We start from the raw sequence: 18,421 nt of genomic DNA, 5'->3' as shown, positions 1-18,421 counted from the left end.
TGGAATGATATTAACAGTCTTGGGTGCGCTGATTGCATACAGCCACAAAGAAAAAAAGCCATCAATTTCTATTGATGAACTGATGGCTTAAACCGATCTCGGGTTAATTAAGTGGTCTATTTTGAGGCGAGAAAGTCTTGTCGATAACCAGGCAAAAATTTTGCTATTTAGTTGTTCTAAATAAGAAATTTTTAACGCGGTTAGCGTCAGATTTACTCCTTCAAATTGGTATAAGTGCTTTCAAAGCTGTATTCGTTAGAAAGAGATAGCAGTGGGTTAAGTTAGCATTAGAGCGAGTTTCGCCATAAACTCGCTTACACTCACCCTCTACTGGCACCAGCTCTATTGAGGCTCATCCGTCGTTACTTTTTTACTACATCAAGCATTGTTTCTGCTACCTTACTCAGCGGCACCAAAGATTGCACTGCACCTAACTCATAAGCCGCTCTTGGCATTCCCCATACCACAGAACTCAATTCATCCTGGGCGAATGTCTTCGCTCCGTTCTTTTTAAGTGCCAACATTGCTTTTGCTCCATCACTGCCCATTCCGGTCAGCATCACTGCACAAACATGCTTTCCTATTGGCACTAATGAATTAAATAACACCTCTACGGACGGTTTATGTCTATTCACAGGTTCGCCGTCATCCAGTCGACAAACGTACCCAGAAGATACTCTCTCGACTTTGAGGTGTTTATCACCAGGGGCAATAAACACGTGCCCGGGCTTCAACATATCGCCATCTTCTGCCTCTTTCACTGAAACTGCACACGTTCGGTCCATTCTTTGTGCGAAAGATGTACTGAATACGGGTGGAATGTGCTGAGTAATGACCACAGGCGGGGCATGAGTAGGTAGACGCATTAATACTTCACGTATAGCTTCCGTCCCTCCGGTTGAAGCGCCGATAGCAAGAATAGCATTGTGTGCAAAGGTGAAGGAGGTTCCTACCTCTAATTGTCTTTCTGACTTTGGTGCTTTAAATGTTCGCACTCTGGCTTTGGCTGCGACTTTTACCTTTTTCTGTAGAATATCTGAATATGATTGCAGTTGCTCTATAACATGACTGGTCGGCTTAGAAACAAAATCAACGGCACCTAGTTCTAATGCCTCAATAGTTGCAGGTGACCCTTCTTGTGTCAGCGTTGATATCATCACCACTGGCATAGGCCTCAAACGCATCAAGTTTTTTAAAAAACTGATACCATTCATTCTTGGCATCTCAATATCTAGCGTCAGCACATCCGGTGCGGTTGATTTAATCAACTCTCGTGCTTGATACGGATCCTCCGCGACGCCTACAACCTCAATACCATTCCCCTGATTTAATATTTCTTTTAATAAGCCGCGTATTAGCGGTGAATCATCGACAATAAGAACTTTGACCATATTTCACCCTTAAAACAGCTCGATGTCTGTTTTGTTGTCTTGAGCTTCAATGTCGTGTAGGTAACGTACCTCACGTTGCTCAATCGTGTTATTGTGCATGGTGCGCAGTTTTTTTACCTGTGCTTTACCACTTTGAGGATGAAAAATAACTTTCCTTGGCCATGGACCACCTACATCCTGGGAAATTAGCTTCAAACACTCTTCTTCAACATAAGCTTGGGCAAATCGGATATTCCCCTCACCGATGTCCGTCATTGAACTAATTATCTTGCCGCCACCAAACAATTTAATTTTTAAGTTCGCTCTAGATGCGCCGTTTTTAACAACTTCGTTTATTAAATATTCCATCGCCCAGTTACCATAGCGACAATTAAGATCATCAGCATGAACCTCTCGTAGGGACTTTGCACCGGGTAGCATAAAGTGATTCATCCCCCCGATCCCTAGCTTCTCATCATACACACATGCGGCAATACAAGAGCCAAGTACGGTTGAAATTAGCTCATCTTGTTTAGATACATAAAACTCTCCAGGCAATACTTTTGCAACAACCATCGCTCGTCCTGAGTCCCAAAACCGTTTAACGTGTTCAAAGCCCCTTAAAACAGGTTTAAATTCTCTCATTCAACTGGCCTTTTTGATAAATGGTTTTACCTAAGTTTTTGAACTGCAAGTGCTCCTTACCCATGGTTTCAGAGTGTCCAATTAGCAAATATCCATTCGGTACTAGCATCCGATGGTACTGCTCGAAAAGTTTGTCTTTTGTTTTTTTATCAAAATAAATCAGAACATTACGACAGAATATGGCATCAAACGGCCCTTTCATTGGCCATGGTTCCAGCAAATTCAAGCGCTTGAAATGAATGAAAGACTGTAATTTTGGTTTGACTCTATATGTACCGCCATCTGCGCTACGCAGAAACCATTTTTTCAATTTATCTTCGTCCAAACCTGTGACATTATTTGCGGTGTACTCTCCGATACTCGCCTTACTTAATACATTTGAATCTAAATCTGTTGCCAGCACCTTTACATCCCAATCATTAGGAAATGCGTTAGCAACTGTCATTGCAATACTGTATGGCTCTTCACCCGTTGAGCACCCCGCAGACCATATCCTCACCCTTTTGTCCTGCTTATGCCGAGTAGTAATTTCTGGCACCACCGTCTTTGCCAGAAATTCGAAGTGATGATTTTCTCTAAAAAAAGAGGTTAAATTTGTAGTTATAGAATTAATAAAGTGACTAAATTCTGCGTCTTCATTTTTTTCTAAAAATGATAGATATTCAGCAAATGAACTCAAGCCATTAGCACGTATGCGTCTTGCTAACCGCGAATACACCATTTCTTTTTTATGTGGCCCAAGCACTATGCCACAAGCATCATATACTCGAGCCGAAACCTCAGAGAAGTCCTTATCTGTAAGCAAAAACTCCCGCATCGCAATATTCCCTCAATCTTACTCATCACGCTGGTTTTGTACCAGCTAAACACACCTTATGCTAAAACTCTTCCCACTCTTCAGAATCATCAGCAAACTGGTTGTTTTTTGTGTTTTGCAATGATGTTTTGCTCGGTATCATGGTGTGCTTGGGTGGTTGTTTCTCTTGAATATCATAATGACGTTTTGACGAGCTCACATCGTGGCTGTGACTAGCTAGGTCGTCTAGCGTAAAAAAGTTCAGAAGCCTTCTCATATCGTTCGCTTGCTCAGCCATAGACTCACCAGCAGCAGACGCCTCTTCAACTAGTGCGGCATTTTGTTGGGTCATCTCATCCATTTGGGAAACAGCTTTATTCACTTGCTCTATCCCAGAGCTTTGCTCAACAGAGGCTTCAGCAATATCCGAGATCATGTTTGTTACACGCTTCACCGACTCAACAATCCCTTTTAGGGTTTCGCCTGATTCATTCACCAATAATGTGCCATCTTCGACTTTACTGACACTATCTCGTATTAAATCTTTAATTTCTTTTGCCGCCGCCGCGGAGCGCTGCGCTAGGTTTCGCACTTCTCCAGCAACAACCGCAAATCCACGCCCCTGCTCTCCTGCCCTAGCGGCTTCTACAGCCGCGTTTAAGGCCAGTAAGTTTGTTTGGAAAGCAATTTCATCAATCACCCCTATGATGTCAGCGATTTTTTTACTTGAGCTGTTTATTTCAGACATACTTTCTACCGCGCGAGTCACTACCTCTCCGCCTTTCGTTGCTTTATCACACGTTTCTTCTGCCAGCTGATTCGCAACTTTTGCATTATCTGCATTTTGTCTAACTGTACTGGTCATTTCTTCCATACTAGAAGCGGTTTCTTCCAGAGAAGACGCCTGCTCTTCAGTCCGCTGACTCAAGTCAGCATTGCCTTGTGATATTTCTTCTGCGCCACTTGCGACTAGGTTTGCTGAAGTGCGGATCCGGCCTAACACCTCGGTCAATTTTTCAGCCGTGGTATTGGCGTCCTTTTTCAGCTTTTCATAAGCACCACGATAATCTCCCTCTATCCGCTGGGTTAAATTACCCGTAGCCAACGAATCCAGCATTTCTCCCATGTCAGTAACTGTTTCATCGACAGTCGCAACTAAGCTATTAAGTCCTTGTGCTAATCGCAAATAAAATCCTTCTTTACCCTCATCAGATAAACGAACACTTAAGTTACCACTGTTAGCTGATTGCACTAGTCCTGCGACTTCTTTTTCAATCTGGACTTCCTTGGTTCTGTCGTTCCATTCAACTACGGTTCCTACACGTTCGTTATTACTATCAAAAATGGGATTTGCCACCAAACTAAAGGTACGTCCGCCAACGGCTATCTCAGTTTTGTACTCAGATTCAAGACGAGAGAGCATACTACGCTGATGACTTGGATTTTTATGGAAAACATCAATATTAGCCCCCATAAGCTGCCTGCTGTCAAAGTTTGGCAAGTCACGTTTTAAATCACTCTCTGCGCCTCTCATCATTTCTTTAACGGCGCGGTTTAAGTATACGATCTCAAACTTTTCGTTTGCGATCATGGTATTAGTCGACACATTATCCAGCGCTCTTCGTACTCTTAAGTTTTCCGCTGCAGCCGATTTTTCCAGCGCTTCCCGATTTAACCTATCAGTCTTGTCTTCCCACTCAACCACCGTACCAATACGCTTACCGCCATCATCAAAAACAGGGGTTGCAATTAACCCAAATGTGAACCCTGCAATCTCAATATCAGCACGATATACATCGTTTAACTTATCGAGTATGTGTCTCTGATGACTCGGGTTTTCGTGAAATACATCAATACATTGCCCGACAAGTTTATCTACATCGAAATTTGGAAGAGACTTCCTAAGCTGAGGCTGATTATCTCTTAGCATCCTCACTACAGAATCGTTGACATAAACAATGTTTAATTTATCGTCCGCAAGCATGACGTTGGCTTGACACACATCTAGTGCACTAGAAATTCTCGCATTGTGACTCGCCAACTCAGCTTGCCTCTTTTCAACCTCAAGCTCTCTTGTTAAGTCTTTCCACTCCACTAAGGTGGCTAAGCGTTTACCTTCTTCATCAAATACTGGTGTTGCAATAAGGTCGAAGGTAAGTCCAGCGACTATAATCTGGGCAACATAGGGCCTAGAGAGATTAGCTAAAATACCTCTTTGATGGCTGGGGTTACGGTGAAATGAGTCGATGTTAGCGCCAATCAAGTTATCTACATTAAAACCTGGTAATTCTTGCTGTAATTTGGCCTGATTCTTTCGCAACATACTCGTAAGGGAGTCATTTAAATAAACGATATTAAGAGACGCATCAGCCAACATTATGTTTGCTTGACAAACTTTGAGCGCTAATAACAGGCTGTGGTTATGTTCTTTATCATTCGCTATATCATCATTTAAAAAAGTAGCTACTGCTCTGAACAGCGTCGGATGCTCTGCCTTGAAGTGGTTATTTAGTAAGCTTGCATCGTTATTTTCGATTGCCGGTATAATACTTTCAACGCTCTGTAACCTAGCTAGCAGCGTGTTTACACTTTGCTTCAGTAGCAAAACCGCTAATGCAACGCTTACGCCCGCAATTACTATCGCGACGTAAGTTTGAGTAGACATACTCACGTTTAACATCTGAATACTGATTGCCAAACCCACAACTATTATGGCACTGGCAACTAATACTCTGCTATTGACTTGACTCACTAGTGCGTGATCGCGCATGCTATCCCCCGACAACCGATTGCTCATCATGTTTTACTTCAAGATCTAAAATTTTTTTTAAATTTAAAAGTACAACCATTTTTTCACCAACATTGACAAGTCCTTGTACGAACTGACTATTTTCCGAGTCCTGAAAGTCAGGTACATCTTTAGCAGTTTCTTCATTGATGCTGTATACGTCCGAGACTGCATCTACCACTAGTCCCATAATTTTCTGCATCCCTTTGATGAGCACAGACACGACAATAACGACTGTTAAAGCACCATATTCGATCTGAGGTAAGCCAAAGCGGATCCGCAAATCAATGATAGGTACTATGGTTCCACGCAGATTAATTGCACCGTTTACATACCTTGGTGAATTAGGAATTGCTGTTACTTCTTCCCATCCCCTAATTTCTTGGACAGCCAAGATATCCATGCCATATTCTTCTCCTGCCATCATAAAGGTCAAAAACTGCTTATCACCTTCCTTATTAGCCAGCATAATTTGCTCATTAACTGCTGCACGTTCAGTGATCATGTCATCACCTCTTCTAGCTCCTGCTCTACCAACAGCTCTTGACTTCCGGGTCGCTTAAGGCCGCTTAGTTTTATTAAGCCACTGATATCTATAATCAACGACACTCTGCCGTCTCCGAGAATAGTAGCGCCAGATATGCCATTGACCTTTTGATAATTCGCTTCTAGGCTTTTTATCACCACTTGCTGCTGTGCCAGTAAGTCATCCACCAGCAGCCCAACTTTATGGTTGTCGCTTTCAACCACAACAAGCAAAGTTTTATCGAGTTCTTCGATTGCTCCTTCATGGCTAAATAACTGATAGAGTCTGATGATTGGAATGTACTCGTCTCTCAATCGCAAAACCTCTAAACCATTTCCGACTCTACTCACTTTTTTAATATCGATCTGCAGTGATTCCACAATGGAAATAAGGGGGATGATATAGGTATGTTGCGCAACTTTGACTAGCTGACCATCTAAAATAGCGAGTGTAAGCGGTAGACGAATCGTAAATGTTGAGCCAACTCCCTTGGCCGAAGTAACCTCTACACTCCCATTAAGCGCTTGAATATTTCGGCGTACAACATCCATCCCGACACCACGACCCGAAATATCACTTACTTCATCCGCAGTAGAGAACCCCGGCTTAAAAATAAGCTCATTTACTTCCTCAACAGTAAGCTCATCTGTTGCCTGTACCAACCCATTCGCCAAGGCTTTACTCTTGATTTTTTCTGTATTGAGACCTCTGCCATCATCCATAATCTCAATGACGATATTTCCGCCTTGGTGAAAAGCATTTAACGTCACAGTCCCAACGGGATCCTTTCCTGCTTTAATTCTTTCCTCGGGTGTTTCTAATCCATGATCTAACGAGTTTCTTACAAGATGCACCATAGGATCAGAGATTTTTTCCATCACTGTTTTATCTAACTCTGTTTGTTCGCCAAGTAGCTTGAGCGCTACTTGTTTGTCCAGCTTCTGTGATGTATCTCTAACCAAGCGTGGAAAGCGACTAAAGACGAAACTAATAGGTAACATCCTTATCCGCATTACGTTTTCTTGCAAGTCTCGGGTGTTGTGAGCCAGCTGCGCCAACCCCTCTTGCATTGCAGCCAATGTATGCTCTGTGGGCTCTTGTTCGCCGAGTTGAGTTAACATTGCTTGCGTTATTACTAATTCACCCACCATATTTATCAGTGAGTCGACTTTATCTATACCTACTCTGATTGATGTAGATTCGCCTGACTTCTTATTCACCTCAGATTTAGGCTTAGCCATGGCGGTCGGTTTCTGTGTTGTTTCAGTATTGTTCTGAGTTTCTTTTTGCGCTACTTGCGATTCAGTATCTGTTTTGGACGCTATATTCACTTCTGGAGCACTATCATTTTCAAATAGGCCGCCACACAACGTGATCACTATCTCGGCGTCATCCTCAACCCACTCGAAAACCTCTCTAATAGCTGACTCAGAGTGGGTAGTGTTTAAATATAAACGCCAACTTAGGTAGCAGTCTTCAGGGTTAAACCTTTCAATATCTGGAATTGCATCGCAAAAGGCGTGCGTTTCCAAATCCCCGAGTTCGGACAGCTCACTCAACATATACAAAGGCTCATTGCCAGTTTTAAAAAGGTGTGTAAGCGGTTTGAAGTCAATTTGATAGGTTTGTAATTCAGGAGCTACCTCTCGGCTTGGTGAGGTCTGAGCATCTTGCGACTGTTGAGCGCCTAAAATCCCTTCAAACTTCTCTCGTAACGTATTCGCCACAGAAAGGTCAGGCTCTTCTTCAGCTTGCAAGCTTGTCAATAGAGCTCTTAAGCAATCGACGGACTGAAGTAAAAGATTTACATGTTCAGCTGCTAGTTGACGTCTACCATCACGGATTTGATCAAGCAAGGTCTCTAAAACGTGGGTGAAGTTAGATACGGATGTAAAGCCAAATGTTCCACTTCCACCTTTGATACTGTGCGCTGCACGAAATATGGTATTGATGGTCTCCGAATCTTCTTGCCCTGGCTGTAAGTTTAGAAGCTCCGCTTCCATCACATCCAGTCCCTCAAAGCTCTCTTCAAAAAAGACATCAAAGAATTGGCTTAAATCAATACTCATGTCGACGCCCCTTTATGTCTACCTGATGACTTTCTTTAGCACAGCTAGCAGTTGTTCAGGGTTAAAAGGTTTAACTATCCATCCGGTAGCACCTGCTGCCTTACCTTCTGTTTTCTTATCCAGTCCTGATTCAGTAGTTAACATCAACAAAGGAGTAAACTTATAATTAGGCAGGCTACGAAGTTCTTTGATCAGAGTTATGCCATCCATAACTGGCATATTCACATCTGAGATCACAGCATCAAAGCCCTGCTGTTTTGCAATAGATAGAGCCTCACTGCCATCTTTTGCTTCTATCACATCAAAGCCTGCTTTTTTCAATGTAAAGCCAACCATTTGACGCATAGAGGCAGAATCATCCACAGCTAAAATCTTTTTCATAATCACCTCTTAGTTTTCAATACCATGGAATAAATAGTGCGTTAATCCGAGCTCATTTACGGCTTGTGCGAGCGCTTCACTTTCACCATGCCAAACAATTTTGTGCTCCATTGAATGTAGGTGCTTTTGCACAGCGCATAGTAACTGGATAGAAGCAGTGTCTGCTTTTTGCACTTCGCTAATGTCGATAGAAATGTCAGATGTTTCCAAAGAGTCCTGGAAAATTTGATGGTACAAGCTTTCCACATGATTAATTGCCATTTCTGGTGGAAGTTTCAACATGAGCTGAAGACTATCCCTGTAAAAGTGAGTAATAAAATTAGCTTAGACTGTGATCGTAAAATTGCCACAAAGATTAAATAAAAATCCGCAAATAATGAAAGCGTTAGAGGTAGGAAATAAAATCGCGTAGGGCACAGGCTACGCGATATGGAGCTAGTTTATTATGCTATTAAGGTCTTTTAATAACTGTTTTTCATCGATCGTCGGCACAGTTCCAACTTCATGAGAGGGTTTAAAAATAGCCTCCAGCTGTCCCTTTGGATTGATTAGTGCAACTGATGCACTGTGATCAACATAGTATTCTTCTTGCTGTTCTTGATTTATCGCATAGATCAAGCCAAGATCTCTGACAAAAGGAAACAATATCGAATGCTCTGCAGAGACCGCTTTGAAGGTTGGATCAAAGTGCCTAATATACGCTTGTCGTCGCTCCTTTGAGTCTCTGTGAGGATCAACAGATACGAACCATACTTGTAATTTACTCTTATCTTTCATTGATTGATACACATGAGTCAGTTTCAATAATGTCATCGGACAAACGTCAGGACAGCTGGTATACCCAAGAAAAAGTAAATTCCACTTGCCTGCAAAGTCTTGATTGGATAACACTTCACCATACTGGTCTTGAAGTTGAAACGACTGCACTTCTTTTGGTTTTGGGTACCAAACTACTTTTTCAGACACATCAGGCGCAGGGCTACAACCAGATAATATCGCCACTACAACGATCAAAAGAATTTTTTTCATATAAATGCTTTATCCACAAAAAGTGCTACGAAAACAATTAGCAAATGCCAAATTGAAAAATAAAATACACGCATAGCATACTCTAAACTCTTCGTTTTAATAAGCTTTGCGGCCTTATATATAAAGGCCACATTAACTGCCCCAGAGCACAGTAAATAAATCCACCCCGACATTCCGACCAAATAAGGCAATAGGCAAATTACGGTCAGTAATATGGTGTAAAATAATACACAAAGCTTGGTAAATTCATCACCGTGTGTCACAGGTAGCATGGGTATTTCAGCTTTCTCATAGTCACGTTTTCGCGCTATGGCTAAAGCCCAAAAGTGTGGTGGAGTCCATGCAAAAATTATCATCACTAATAACCATGGTTCAGCACCCAGCTGTCCTGTCTCGCTAACCCACCCAAGCAGCGGTGGCATAGCACCAGCTAACCCTCCAATCACAATATTTTGGGGGGTTGCTCGCTTCAAAAGTAGCGTATACACAACGGCATATCCAACTAACGCAGCGAGAGTTAACAAAGCACACAGCTGGTTTGCAAAAATGGAGAGTAGTACATAGCCGAATAAAGCCAAAGTACTGGCAAACATTATGGCTGAAGAAACAGAGACTGACTCTGTTGCGAGCGGTCGGTCACGCGTTCTGACCATCTTTTTATCTATTTCTCTGTCAACCACATGATTTATTGCTGCGGCACTGCTCGACAGCAAGCCGATTCCCAATAGACTCATGATTTGAGACAATAGCGTTTTATCGCTTTGTGGCGCTAAAGCCAGACCAACCCACGCGGTGATCACCAGCATGCAAACTACTTTAAACTTGCACATGCCAAAATAGGCCTTTAGCAACGATGTTATTCTTTGATATTCAAAAGTATTAGTTAACTGGTGCATATTTATCTCCTACTTTTTGCGCTAAATTCACAAAAAAGCATAGTCTCACCATAGCTAGTAATACCATGGCTGCCATAAAGTTATGAAATAAGGTGAGTAGCAATGGAAATTGGAAATGAACGATAGCGGCGCCGACGGCCACTTGCAGAGTAATCAGCACTAATACCAGATAAGCTGAATTTCTGATCACCTGATTTTGTGCCTGCTTTAATAAAGGCCAGCATGCTATAAGTAAACTGAATACGGTTATAATTGCCCACACTCTATGAGTAAAATGGATAGACACCCTTGATTCAAAAGGGAGCACGCCAAACTCGTAGGTGGCTGAAGGCTCAGGCAGGGTAAATAGACTTTGCCAAGAAAACAATTGTAAGTTGTCACAAAGCGGTAAGCCTGTACAGTGAGGCGCAGCATAGTTGGCAGCTAGCCAACCTCCAAGCGCAATTTGAATAACCAAAATATAAAGCGCTACATAACACATCAGAGCAAGGCGTTTTGGGACATCAGCGATAATGTCACGGTGCTTCAGTCGTAAAGCAAGCAAAACAAGCAACGCCAGAATACTGAATCCTCCTAGTAAATGCCCCATTACTATTATCGGCTGTAAATTCATTGTTACAGTCCACATTCCTAAAGCTCCTTGAAACAACACTAACAGCAGAAGTAAATAGTAATGTTTATTAGGGCCTTCAACCTGTGGCTTTTTAAAGAATTGTAAGCATGCCAGGAGGAGAATAATGGCCCCCAAAAAGCTAGCAAAGTAACGATGGATCATCTCGATCCAAGCTTTGTCGGCTTCGACTTCTAAATGCGGAAACTGATCTTTTGCAGCGATTAACTCATGAGCTTCATTGGGCACAGTCAAAAAGCCATAGCACCCAGGCCAATCAGGGCAGCCAAGACCTGCGTCACTCAAGCGTGTGAAAGCACCAAGAGTGACAACCGCAAGCGTAACAAAACAGGTAAATATTACCAGCTTGATTCTATTCATATATAACCTCCTAGCTTGAGCGAGAGTAGTTCAATAGTTTTTTGAGGTCACTTAGCAAGCCTTTTTGTATACTTCTCGTTTTTCTTTGATCTAATATAGGCGCGTACTGAAGAACAAATAGACCAGTCTTATCTACCAAGTAAATATAGTTATCTTGCAGTTGGGAGATTTGTAGCGGCAATGAAGTTGCGTGCTCAATAAGAGGTTCGCCTTGATTCTGCAACACCACGATAGTTACCTTCTGCTGATGCTTGCCAAGTGCCAAATACAAATTAGGAAGACTGTTAAGCAACAAAGAGCATTGCTCATTACATGACTTTGGACGCTGATACACAATACTCCACTCTGTATCTTGGACGACTGCAGGCTGTCTCACCTCTTGACGTAGAAATTCACCATGGTTAGTTGTGCTACTGGGAAGCCAACCCAACTTTAGTGCTACGAATGCTAGTAGTAATGGCATAATGAACAAACTGACAAACCATATCGCTGTCTTAGACATATCCACTCTCCTTTTTTGAAAGTTTCCATCCGATCACTAGTGCCGAAAACGCAATCAGCAGCCACTGAACAGCATAAGCCTCATGCTTCTGTGGTGACATTACAACTGGTTGGTAATGTGGCTCAGTACTACCAAGTACGTCATGTGTCATGTATGCAATGATAGGCAATAGAGTGCGGTTAGAAGCTTTAGATAGGTAGTCGAGATCAATATACTGAATTATCGAATGAGCCTGCTGACTTTCCGCTGCAGAGTCAGCCAACGTAAAGCCTTTACTCACGTTTGTTTTAATGTATGCAGGGAAAGTTACCTTTGTTTCGGAAAGAGAAGTAAGTGTTGGAATGCGACTTGCTCGCTGTGGGACAAAACCCAAATTTACCACAACATATTCACCAGTCTTACTCACTTCTAAAACAGATATAACGTCAAAACCTACTCGGCCTTTTACTACTTGGTTATCAAGATACCATACCGCGCCAGCAACAAAGCGCCCAGTTAGTTGCACTTCACCATCAATTTGCTCGATAGGAACTTTACTTTCAGGATTATTTCTATTTGCAAGGTTTTGGTCTTGTCGCTTCTCTATATGTTGGTTTATTGCATGCTTTTTGGCTGCACGTTGCCATTGCCAATATGAAAGAGCTACACATAACAACATCACGATTAACGCTGCCAATATAGGCGTTTTTGATCTACCTTTAAAAAGTGCACCTAAATTCACGGACACTCCTTATGATTAAAATTATTATCGTAGTACTTCTGCTATTTATTTTTCTTAGTTTATTTAAAGCGATGTTCGTCATGCTCAAATCAGGGCAACAAGGGTCAATGGCAAAGCAGCTATTAAATCGAGTATACGCCTCTATAGCTGTGATTCTTATTATTTGTCTGGCTGCTCAGTTTGATTTAATCAAATTACATTCGTCGCCTATTTCTACAACACATAAACAAATACAAACAAACACAGCCACACCACATCAACAAAGTGCCAATACCAAGCACCAGCCTGAAACGCAAAGTGATTTTTCGCACTAAAGTGCCCTTTCAGAACTCTCACCCATATCACAAATAAAATTATCGCCCCAAGCGTGACATGAACTCCATGAAATCCAGTTAGTAAAAAGAAGGTGTTGCCATAAACTCCAGATTGAAGAGTTAAACCAAGTTCTTGATAGGCATGAATATACTCTTCAACCTGTAGAGTTAAAAAGCCAATACCAAGCAGTACCGTTAACCCTAAAAAGGCTTTTACTTTTGCCCTTTGATCTTTTTCTAGGGCAACATGTGCCAAACTTAACGTTATTGAAGAGGCGAGCAGTATGATGGTGTTGATCAATGGTAAGCCCTGCCACCCCATGGCTTGTGTTACCGTTCCATCAGGCGTTGTTAATAGTGGCCACGCGGCTTCAAACTGAGGCCACAGCACTTCGTTTGTGCTCACATTATTACTTGCTCCACCTAACCAAGGAACAGCTATCATGCGTGCATAAAACAGCGCGCCAAAGAAAGCACCAAAAAACATTATTTCGGAAAAAATAAACCAACCCATCCCTTGTTTAAACGAGCGATCCATTTGCTCTGAATACAATCCAGCTTGGGATTCTTGAATTACGTTTCTAAACCAACCAAAAATCATATAGATCAGCGTAGCGATACCTACAAGTAACAGGATTGCGCCACTATTGTTCGGGGAGTCAAGTTGAATGATTGTAAGCGCGCAGCCCACTGCGATAAAAAAGAGCGCAAAAGCGCCAACAATAGGCCAAGGGCTTTGCTCTGGAACGTAGTATTTTTCTTGTTCATGGTTCATGTTAGAACTCCTTTAGAGCGACTAACTGGCCCAACTGCACATTTTGTGTCTGGCTTACTCGCTCTGTAATATCAAATAACGTGTATGAAAGCGTTAGTTCTTCCACATCATCAGGCAGTTCTGTATCTACATAAAACCTCAATACAAACTCAACCTCTTCTTTACCCTTCATTGGTTGTTGGTCGAAGCAAAAACAGGCCATTTTATGTAAATACTTGGCAGCTTTCCCCGGAGATACAGAGGGAATTGCTTGTAAAATCCGATCACTGTCACTGATATTCTTTGCAATAAACTTCACGTCTGTTAATTTTCCGGGTTGCACACTGACAAAGTGTTGAGCTGCATCAACCTTAAATGGTGCATGACCCTGGCTATGTGTTGTGAAACTTACCTCAACTTGACGGCTATCAATAATAGCCTCGCTTTGCTCTGCCACTTTCATCGAAGGTTTTCCATTGAGTCCTGTTACATCACAAAATACGTCGTAAAGTGGGACTAATGCAAAAGCAAAAGCAAACATGCCCAGAGTCAGCAGTAGAAGCTTTCTAAGGAGGCGTCCATGTTGCATTACTTGACCTCCGGTGGAGTAGAAAATGTATGATATGGCGCAGGTGACGGTACTTCCCACTCAAGGCCTTCAGCTCCATCCCACACTTTACCGGGCACCTGCTCACCTCCTTTGGCACACTTATACACAACAGCCACGAATAATAGTTGTGATAAACCAAAAGCAAAGCCACCAATGCTGATAATGGCATTAAAATCAGCGAACTGAAGTGCATAATCAGGTATTCGTCGAGGCATTCCTGCCAAGCCAACAAAGTGCATGGGAAAAAACAATACATTGACACTCACAAGAGATAGCCAAAAGTGCAGTTTTGCTAGTTTGATATCAAACATGTTGCCAGTCCATTTCGGCAGCCAATAATAAGCAGCAGCCATAATAGAGAACACGGCACCTGTTACTAGCACATAATGGAAGTGTGCAACGACAAAGTAGGTATCGTGATATTGAAAATCAGCAGGCGTAATCGCTAACATGAGTCCGGAAAAGCCACCTATCGTGAATAGCACAATAAAAGCGATAGAAAAGAGCATGGGTACTTCAAAGCTGATTGCCCCTCGCCACATAGTCGCGACCCAATTAAATACTTTTACCCCTGTAGGTACAGAAATCAACATTGTCGCATACATAAAGAAAAGCTCACCTGCTAGCGGCATTCCTGTCGTGAACATATGATGAGCCCACACAACAAAAGAAAGTAAAGCAATCGAGGCTGTGGCGTATACCATTGAAGCATAACCAAATAGTTTCTTTCTAGAAAAGGTAGGCACTATCGTGGAGATAATCCCAAAGGCGGGTAGTATCATAATATATACTTCAGGGTGACCAAAGAACCAGAATATGTGTTGAAACATAACAGGATCACCACCACCTGCAGCATCAAAAAAGCTCGTACCGAAGAACTTATCAGTTAACACCATGGTGACAGCACCAGCCAAAACAGGCATAACTGCAATTAGTAAAAATGCAGTTATAAGCCAAGTCCATACAAATAGTGGTAGCTTCATCCATGTCATACCTGGCGCTCGAAGGTTCACTATAGTAACGATGACATTAATAGCGCCCATTATTGAGCTTATCCCCATTATATGAACTGAAAATACAAAAAACGCCGTATTATCATTACTGTAGGTTGTAGATAGTGGTGCGTAAAAAGTCCATCCAAAAGCAGGCCCCCCTCCTTCTAGAAACAAAGACATGAGCAAAATGGCAAACGCAAAAGGTAAGATCCAGAAGCTCCAGTTATTCATTCTTGGAAGCGCCATGTCTGGAGCCCCGATCATCATCGGGATCATCCAATTGGCAAGCCCCGTAAATGCCGGCATCACTGCACCAAATACCATGATCAAGCCGTGAACGGTTGTCATTTGGTTAAAAAAATGCGGATCGACTAACTGTAATCCAGGCTGAAATAGTTCAGCCCGTATCACCATCGCCATTGCACCACCAATCAAAAACATGGTCAGTGAAAATAATAGGTAAAGCGTGCCGATATCTTTATGATTGGTTGTAAAAAGCCAGCGTTGTAGGCCTTTGGGAGTTCCATGATTTGAATGTTCTTCTACTATAGCACTCATTACTTGGCCTCCTCTAAGGCATCAATTTCTTGTTGAATTTGACTCGGCTGGATCACCTCACCTGTGTCATTACCCCAGCTATTCCTTTTGTAAGTGATGACTCCTGCAATTTGTTTAATCGTCAATTGCTTTGCAAATGCTTGCATAGCAGTACCAGGACGACCAAGCAGAAGGATGTCAATGTGTGGTTTAAGATCACCTATGACAATTTCACTCCCCTTCATAGCGGGGAAGACGCCAGGTAAGCCAAGCCCAGTTGGCTGGTGACAAGCAGCACAATATGCCATGTAGGTTTGTTCGCCGACCTCCATTAACTCTTCTTTCGATAAAATTTGCTCTGCCACCGCCTGTGATTCTGCTGCAGCTTTTGCTTTGGCGGCTTTAGCATCATCGAGCCACACCTCAAAGTTTTCAGGGCTTACAGCTTCTACCACCACAGGCATAAATCCGTGGTCTTTTCCACAGAGCTCTGCGCATTGCCCTCTGTAGATTCCTTCCTCATTAACTTTGGTCCATGCTTCATTGATAAAGCCCGGATTAGCGTCTTTCTTAACAGCAAAATCAGGTACCCACCATGAGTGAATAACGTCATTTGACGTCATTAAAAAGCGAACTTTCCTATCAGTTGGGATCACTAAATGGTTATCAACTTCCAAAAGATAATTGTCATTTTTATCTTGCAGATCATTGATTTCATCTCTTGGTGTAGATAGTAAAGAGTAAAATTCAACATCATGTCCCATATACTCGTAATGCCACTTCCACTGTGAACCTGTTACCTTAATAGTTAGATCAGCTTTGCTTGTATCTTCCATCGCAATAAGCGTTTTCGTAGCAGGGATAGCCATTCCTATCAGTATCAGAAAGGGGATTGTGGTCCAAAGAATTTCAACTTTAGTACTTTCGTGGAATTGAGCTGCGACAGCCCCTGTTGATTTACGGTGCTTGAGTAATGCCCAGAACATCACTCCAAACACTATAACTCCTATCACACAACATATAAGGAAAATAGTCATGTGGAGTTCATATACTTGATGGCTAATGTCTGTTACGCCCTGCCTCATATTGTAATCGCTATTCGCAAGTGATGGCATGACGATTAGCACGGTGACAAATGCTACAACTAATCGACAAATTTTCATTTGACGTCTCCTTCAAGGCAGCGCTTAGCCCCTTTTGTTATTATCGGATGACTGTCATATTGTCTATTGGTACATAGACTTACTGCACGACTCTTAACCAAATAGTCAAGAAATTTACAAAACGCAAGATTTTAGGAAAAGATGCCAGTTAGAAGTGTTTTTATAGTTATGAACTAATAAATGTAAGAAGGCAAAGTATTATGTAGAATTATCAAAGTAGTAAACTAACCTAAGAGTAACTATATTTGACCCCAGCCGAGGGCAATATTAGCAATACTTTAGATAAGCAATAAAAAAGGTGTTTATCTAGAGCGTAACACCATTTAATTAGTGCTACGCTCAACTTAAGTTACATCCAGTCGGCGTTTCTGATGACGCCCACTGCAAGCCCTTCAATAGAAAAGTTCTGATGTTCAAGATCAACCTCAATAGCTTGAAACTCTTCATTTTCTGCATGAAGTAAAATCTTTTTGCCTTTTTTCTCTAGGCGCTTAACTGTCACGTCTTCCTCTACACGCGCCACTATTACTTGACCATTATCAGCTACCTGAGTCTTATGCACAGCAAGCAAATCCCCATCCATGATCCCAATGTTCTTCATGCTCATACCACTAACCCTAAGTAAATAGTCCGCATGAGGCTTAAAGAAGCTAGCATCTACATTGAAATGACTTTCAACGTGTTGTTCTGCAAGAATGGGTTCTCCAGCAGCCACCCTGCCGATGATTGGCAACCCTAACTGTTCTGGTTCATCCTCAACCAACCTAATACCTCGACTAGCTCCAGGAACCATTTCTATAACCCCCTTCTTGGCAAGTGCTTTAAGGTGCTCCTCTGCTGCATTTGCACTTTTAAAGCCTAACGCATCAGCGATTTCAGCTCTAGTCGGGGGCATGCCAGTATCCTTAATGAATACTTTAATCAGTTCAAAGACTTGCTCTTGTCGTTTAGTTAAAGGTCGCATCAACTGGTATTCCATACAGTATTATATTTACTGTAAGTATATACAGCTGAGAAAAAATCGCAATGTTTGTTTATTCTTATAAATTAAGTTTACAGCCTTAGTAAGGTATGTAAAAAATCCAATAAAGAGAAAGAGTTAAATTTACTTTCCTTAAGGAAAGTAAATTATAAGCTGATAGATAAGTCGAAGAGAGAAGTTTTAAGTAGAGCAACGTCAAAACTGAGTAAGGAGTTTTCTCAAACCCTCGGCGGGTAAACCGCCTCCTACCAGTGCTGCGCTTTGTTGATGTTGTGGTGGGAGCGAGTTTACTTCGCGATGTTACAGAGTAGACTGTTTTATTCTTTTTGTTTGAGAGACCCAACAGCTCGGC

Annotated in this window: 19 protein-coding genes and 1 pseudogene; 2 read left to right on the top strand and 18 right to left on the bottom strand. The window is 42.1% G+C overall.

What is annotated here, in order from left to right; all coding sequences use genetic code 11:
• Positions 1-91: pseudogene (locus F9Y84_RS22655) on the top strand (IS982 family transposase); the annotation flags it as partial.
• A gap of 271 nt (positions 92-362) precedes the next feature.
• On the opposite strand, the gene F9Y84_RS21235 reads toward F9Y84_RS22655, so the two are convergent.
• The 13 genes from F9Y84_RS21235 to F9Y84_RS21175 form a co-directional block, all read right to left on the bottom strand.
• Positions 363-1,391, bottom strand: a complete 1,029-nt coding sequence (locus F9Y84_RS21235) for a protein-glutamate methylesterase/protein-glutamine glutaminase (protein ID WP_125253736.1) — start codon at positions 1,389-1,391, stop codon at positions 363-365.
• Between the two features lie 9 nt (positions 1,392-1,400).
• Entirely contained in the window at positions 1,401-2,015 is a 615-nt protein-coding gene (gene cheD, locus F9Y84_RS21230; RefSeq protein ID WP_125253737.1) for a chemoreceptor glutamine deamidase CheD, read from the bottom strand.
• Positions 2,002-2,832 carry a CheR family methyltransferase gene (locus F9Y84_RS21225; protein WP_125253738.1) on the bottom strand — a complete coding sequence of 277 codons (831 nt, stop codon included), beginning with the start codon at positions 2,830-2,832 and terminating at the stop codon, positions 2,002-2,004. Before F9Y84_RS21225 ends, cheD begins: the two co-directional genes overlap by 14 nt.
• A 61-nt stretch (positions 2,833-2,893) precedes the next feature.
• Entirely contained in the window at positions 2,894-5,581 is a 2,688-nt protein-coding gene (locus tag F9Y84_RS21220; RefSeq protein WP_147390707.1) for a methyl-accepting chemotaxis protein, read from the bottom strand.
• 1 nt (position 5,582) lies between these two features.
• Complete coding sequence (locus F9Y84_RS21215; protein WP_147390706.1) at positions 5,583-6,104, bottom strand: chemotaxis protein CheW; 522 nt, start codon at positions 6,102-6,104, stop codon at positions 5,583-5,585.
• Positions 6,101-8,194, bottom strand: a complete 2,094-nt coding sequence (locus F9Y84_RS21210; protein WP_147390705.1) for a chemotaxis protein CheA — start codon at positions 8,192-8,194, stop codon at positions 6,101-6,103. Before F9Y84_RS21210 ends, F9Y84_RS21215 begins: the two co-directional genes overlap by 4 nt.
• 18 nt (positions 8,195-8,212) lie before the next feature.
• Positions 8,213-8,575: a response regulator gene (locus tag F9Y84_RS21205; protein WP_099643757.1), complete on the bottom strand. Its 363-nt coding sequence runs from the start codon at positions 8,573-8,575 to the stop codon at positions 8,213-8,215.
• Positions 8,576-8,584: 9 nt separating this feature from the next.
• Entirely contained in the window at positions 8,585-8,857 is a 273-nt protein-coding gene (locus tag F9Y84_RS21200; protein ID WP_125253742.1) for an STAS domain-containing protein, read from the bottom strand.
• A 153-nt stretch (positions 8,858-9,010) separates the two neighbouring features.
• Entirely contained in the window at positions 9,011-9,604 is a 594-nt protein-coding gene (locus F9Y84_RS21195) for an SCO family protein (RefSeq protein WP_128731675.1), read from the bottom strand.
• Positions 9,601-10,500: a heme o synthase gene (gene cyoE, locus F9Y84_RS21190; protein ID WP_125253744.1), complete on the bottom strand. Its 900-nt coding sequence runs from the start codon at positions 10,498-10,500 to the stop codon at positions 9,601-9,603. Before cyoE ends, F9Y84_RS21195 begins: the two co-directional genes overlap by 4 nt.
• A complete protein-coding gene (locus F9Y84_RS21185) occupies positions 10,484-11,491 on the bottom strand; it encodes a COX15/CtaA family protein (protein WP_125253745.1) in 1,008 nt (335 codons plus the stop codon). Before F9Y84_RS21185 ends, cyoE begins: the two co-directional genes overlap by 17 nt.
• 10 nt (positions 11,492-11,501) lie before the next feature.
• Positions 11,502-11,993: a transmembrane cytochrome oxidase associated protein gene (locus tag F9Y84_RS21180; protein WP_125253746.1), complete on the bottom strand. Its 492-nt coding sequence runs from the start codon at positions 11,991-11,993 to the stop codon at positions 11,502-11,504.
• Positions 11,986-12,714 (bottom strand): SURF1 family protein, encoded by a 729-nt coding sequence (locus tag F9Y84_RS21175; RefSeq protein WP_147390704.1) that lies wholly within the window; start codon positions 12,712-12,714, stop codon positions 11,986-11,988. Before F9Y84_RS21175 ends, F9Y84_RS21180 begins: the two co-directional genes overlap by 8 nt.
• Before the next feature lie 11 nt (positions 12,715-12,725).
• Here F9Y84_RS21175 and F9Y84_RS21170 point away from each other — a divergent pair, with 11 nt between their 5' ends.
• Entirely contained in the window at positions 12,726-13,028 is a 303-nt protein-coding gene (locus F9Y84_RS21170) for a DUF2909 family protein (protein ID WP_125253748.1), read from the top strand.
• Here the strand turns inward: F9Y84_RS21170 and F9Y84_RS21165 are convergent.
• The 5 genes from F9Y84_RS21165 to lexA form a co-directional block, all read right to left on the bottom strand.
• Positions 12,928-13,803, bottom strand: coding sequence for a cytochrome c oxidase subunit 3 (locus F9Y84_RS21165; protein WP_125253749.1), 876 nt, complete (start codon positions 13,801-13,803; stop codon positions 12,928-12,930). The two genes, F9Y84_RS21170 and F9Y84_RS21165, sit on opposite strands and share 101 nt — an antisense overlap.
• Before the next feature lies 1 nt (position 13,804).
• Entirely contained in the window at positions 13,805-14,371 is a 567-nt protein-coding gene (locus tag F9Y84_RS21160) for a cytochrome c oxidase assembly protein (protein ID WP_147390703.1), read from the bottom strand.
• Positions 14,371-15,945, bottom strand: coding sequence for a cytochrome c oxidase subunit I (gene ctaD, locus F9Y84_RS21155; protein ID WP_147390702.1), 1,575 nt, complete (start codon positions 15,943-15,945; stop codon positions 14,371-14,373). The genes F9Y84_RS21160 and ctaD overlap by 1 nt, the downstream gene beginning before the upstream one ends.
• Positions 15,945-17,087: a cytochrome c oxidase subunit II gene (coxB, locus tag F9Y84_RS21150; protein ID WP_147390701.1), complete on the bottom strand. Its 1,143-nt coding sequence runs from the start codon at positions 17,085-17,087 to the stop codon at positions 15,945-15,947. The genes ctaD and coxB overlap by 1 nt, the downstream gene beginning before the upstream one ends.
• A 349-nt stretch (positions 17,088-17,436) precedes the next feature.
• Positions 17,437-18,051 carry a transcriptional repressor LexA gene (lexA, locus tag F9Y84_RS21145; RefSeq protein WP_125253753.1) on the bottom strand — a complete coding sequence of 205 codons (615 nt, stop codon included), beginning with the start codon at positions 18,049-18,051 and terminating at the stop codon, positions 17,437-17,439.
• Positions 18,052-18,421: the final 370 nt, after the last annotated feature.

It is taken from the genome of Pseudoalteromonas peptidolytica (assembly GCF_012641745.1).
GTDB lineage: Bacteria > Pseudomonadota > Gammaproteobacteria > Enterobacterales > Alteromonadaceae > Pseudoalteromonas > Pseudoalteromonas peptidolytica.
Note: the sequence above shows the minus strand (reverse complement) of the source record. Positions and strands in the feature narration are given on the sequence as shown.

Excerpts from the sequence above, each read along its gene's own strand:
- F9Y84_RS21235 (WP_125253736.1), bottom strand. The coding sequence starts at position 1,391 with ATGGTCAAAGTTCTTATTGTCGATGATTCACCGCTAATACGCGGCTTA.
- cheD (WP_125253737.1), bottom strand. The coding sequence starts at position 2,015 with ATGAGAGAATTTAAACCTGTTTTAAGGGGCTTTGAACACGTTAAACGG.
- F9Y84_RS21225 (WP_125253738.1), bottom strand. The coding sequence starts at position 2,832 with ATGCGGGAGTTTTTGCTTACAGATAAGGACTTCTCTGAGGTTTCGGCT.
- F9Y84_RS21220 (WP_147390707.1), bottom strand. The coding sequence starts at position 5,581 with ATGCGCGATCACGCACTAGTGAGTCAAGTCAATAGCAGAGTATTAGTT.
- F9Y84_RS21215 (WP_147390706.1), bottom strand. The coding sequence starts at position 6,104 with ATGATCACTGAACGTGCAGCAGTTAATGAGCAAATTATGCTGGCTAAT.
- F9Y84_RS21210 (WP_147390705.1), bottom strand. The coding sequence starts at position 8,194 with ATGAGTATTGATTTAAGCCAATTCTTTGATGTCTTTTTTGAAGAGAGC.
- F9Y84_RS21205 (WP_099643757.1), bottom strand. The coding sequence starts at position 8,575 with ATGAAAAAGATTTTAGCTGTGGATGATTCTGCCTCTATGCGTCAAATG.
- F9Y84_RS21200 (WP_125253742.1), bottom strand. The coding sequence starts at position 8,857 with ATGTTGAAACTTCCACCAGAAATGGCAATTAATCATGTGGAAAGCTTG.
- F9Y84_RS21195 (WP_128731675.1), bottom strand. The coding sequence starts at position 9,604 with ATGAAAAAAATTCTTTTGATCGTTGTAGTGGCGATATTATCTGGTTGT.
- cyoE (WP_125253744.1), bottom strand. The coding sequence starts at position 10,500 with ATGCACCAGTTAACTAATACTTTTGAATATCAAAGAATAACATCGTTG.
- F9Y84_RS21185 (WP_125253745.1), bottom strand. The coding sequence starts at position 11,491 with ATGAATAGAATCAAGCTGGTAATATTTACCTGTTTTGTTACGCTTGCG.
- F9Y84_RS21180 (WP_125253746.1), bottom strand. The coding sequence starts at position 11,993 with ATGTCTAAGACAGCGATATGGTTTGTCAGTTTGTTCATTATGCCATTA.
- F9Y84_RS21170 (WP_125253748.1), top strand. The coding sequence starts at position 12,726 with ATGATTAAAATTATTATCGTAGTACTTCTGCTATTTATTTTTCTTAGT.
- F9Y84_RS21165 (WP_125253749.1), bottom strand. The coding sequence starts at position 13,803 with ATGAACCATGAACAAGAAAAATACTACGTTCCAGAGCAAAGCCCTTGG.
- F9Y84_RS21160 (WP_147390703.1), bottom strand. The coding sequence starts at position 14,371 with ATGCAACATGGACGCCTCCTTAGAAAGCTTCTACTGCTGACTCTGGGC.
- ctaD (WP_147390702.1), bottom strand. The coding sequence starts at position 15,945 with ATGAGTGCTATAGTAGAAGAACATTCAAATCATGGAACTCCCAAAGGC.
- coxB (WP_147390701.1), bottom strand. The coding sequence starts at position 17,087 with ATGAAAATTTGTCGATTAGTTGTAGCATTTGTCACCGTGCTAATCGTC.
- lexA (WP_125253753.1), bottom strand. The coding sequence starts at position 18,051 with ATGCGACCTTTAACTAAACGACAAGAGCAAGTCTTTGAACTGATTAAA.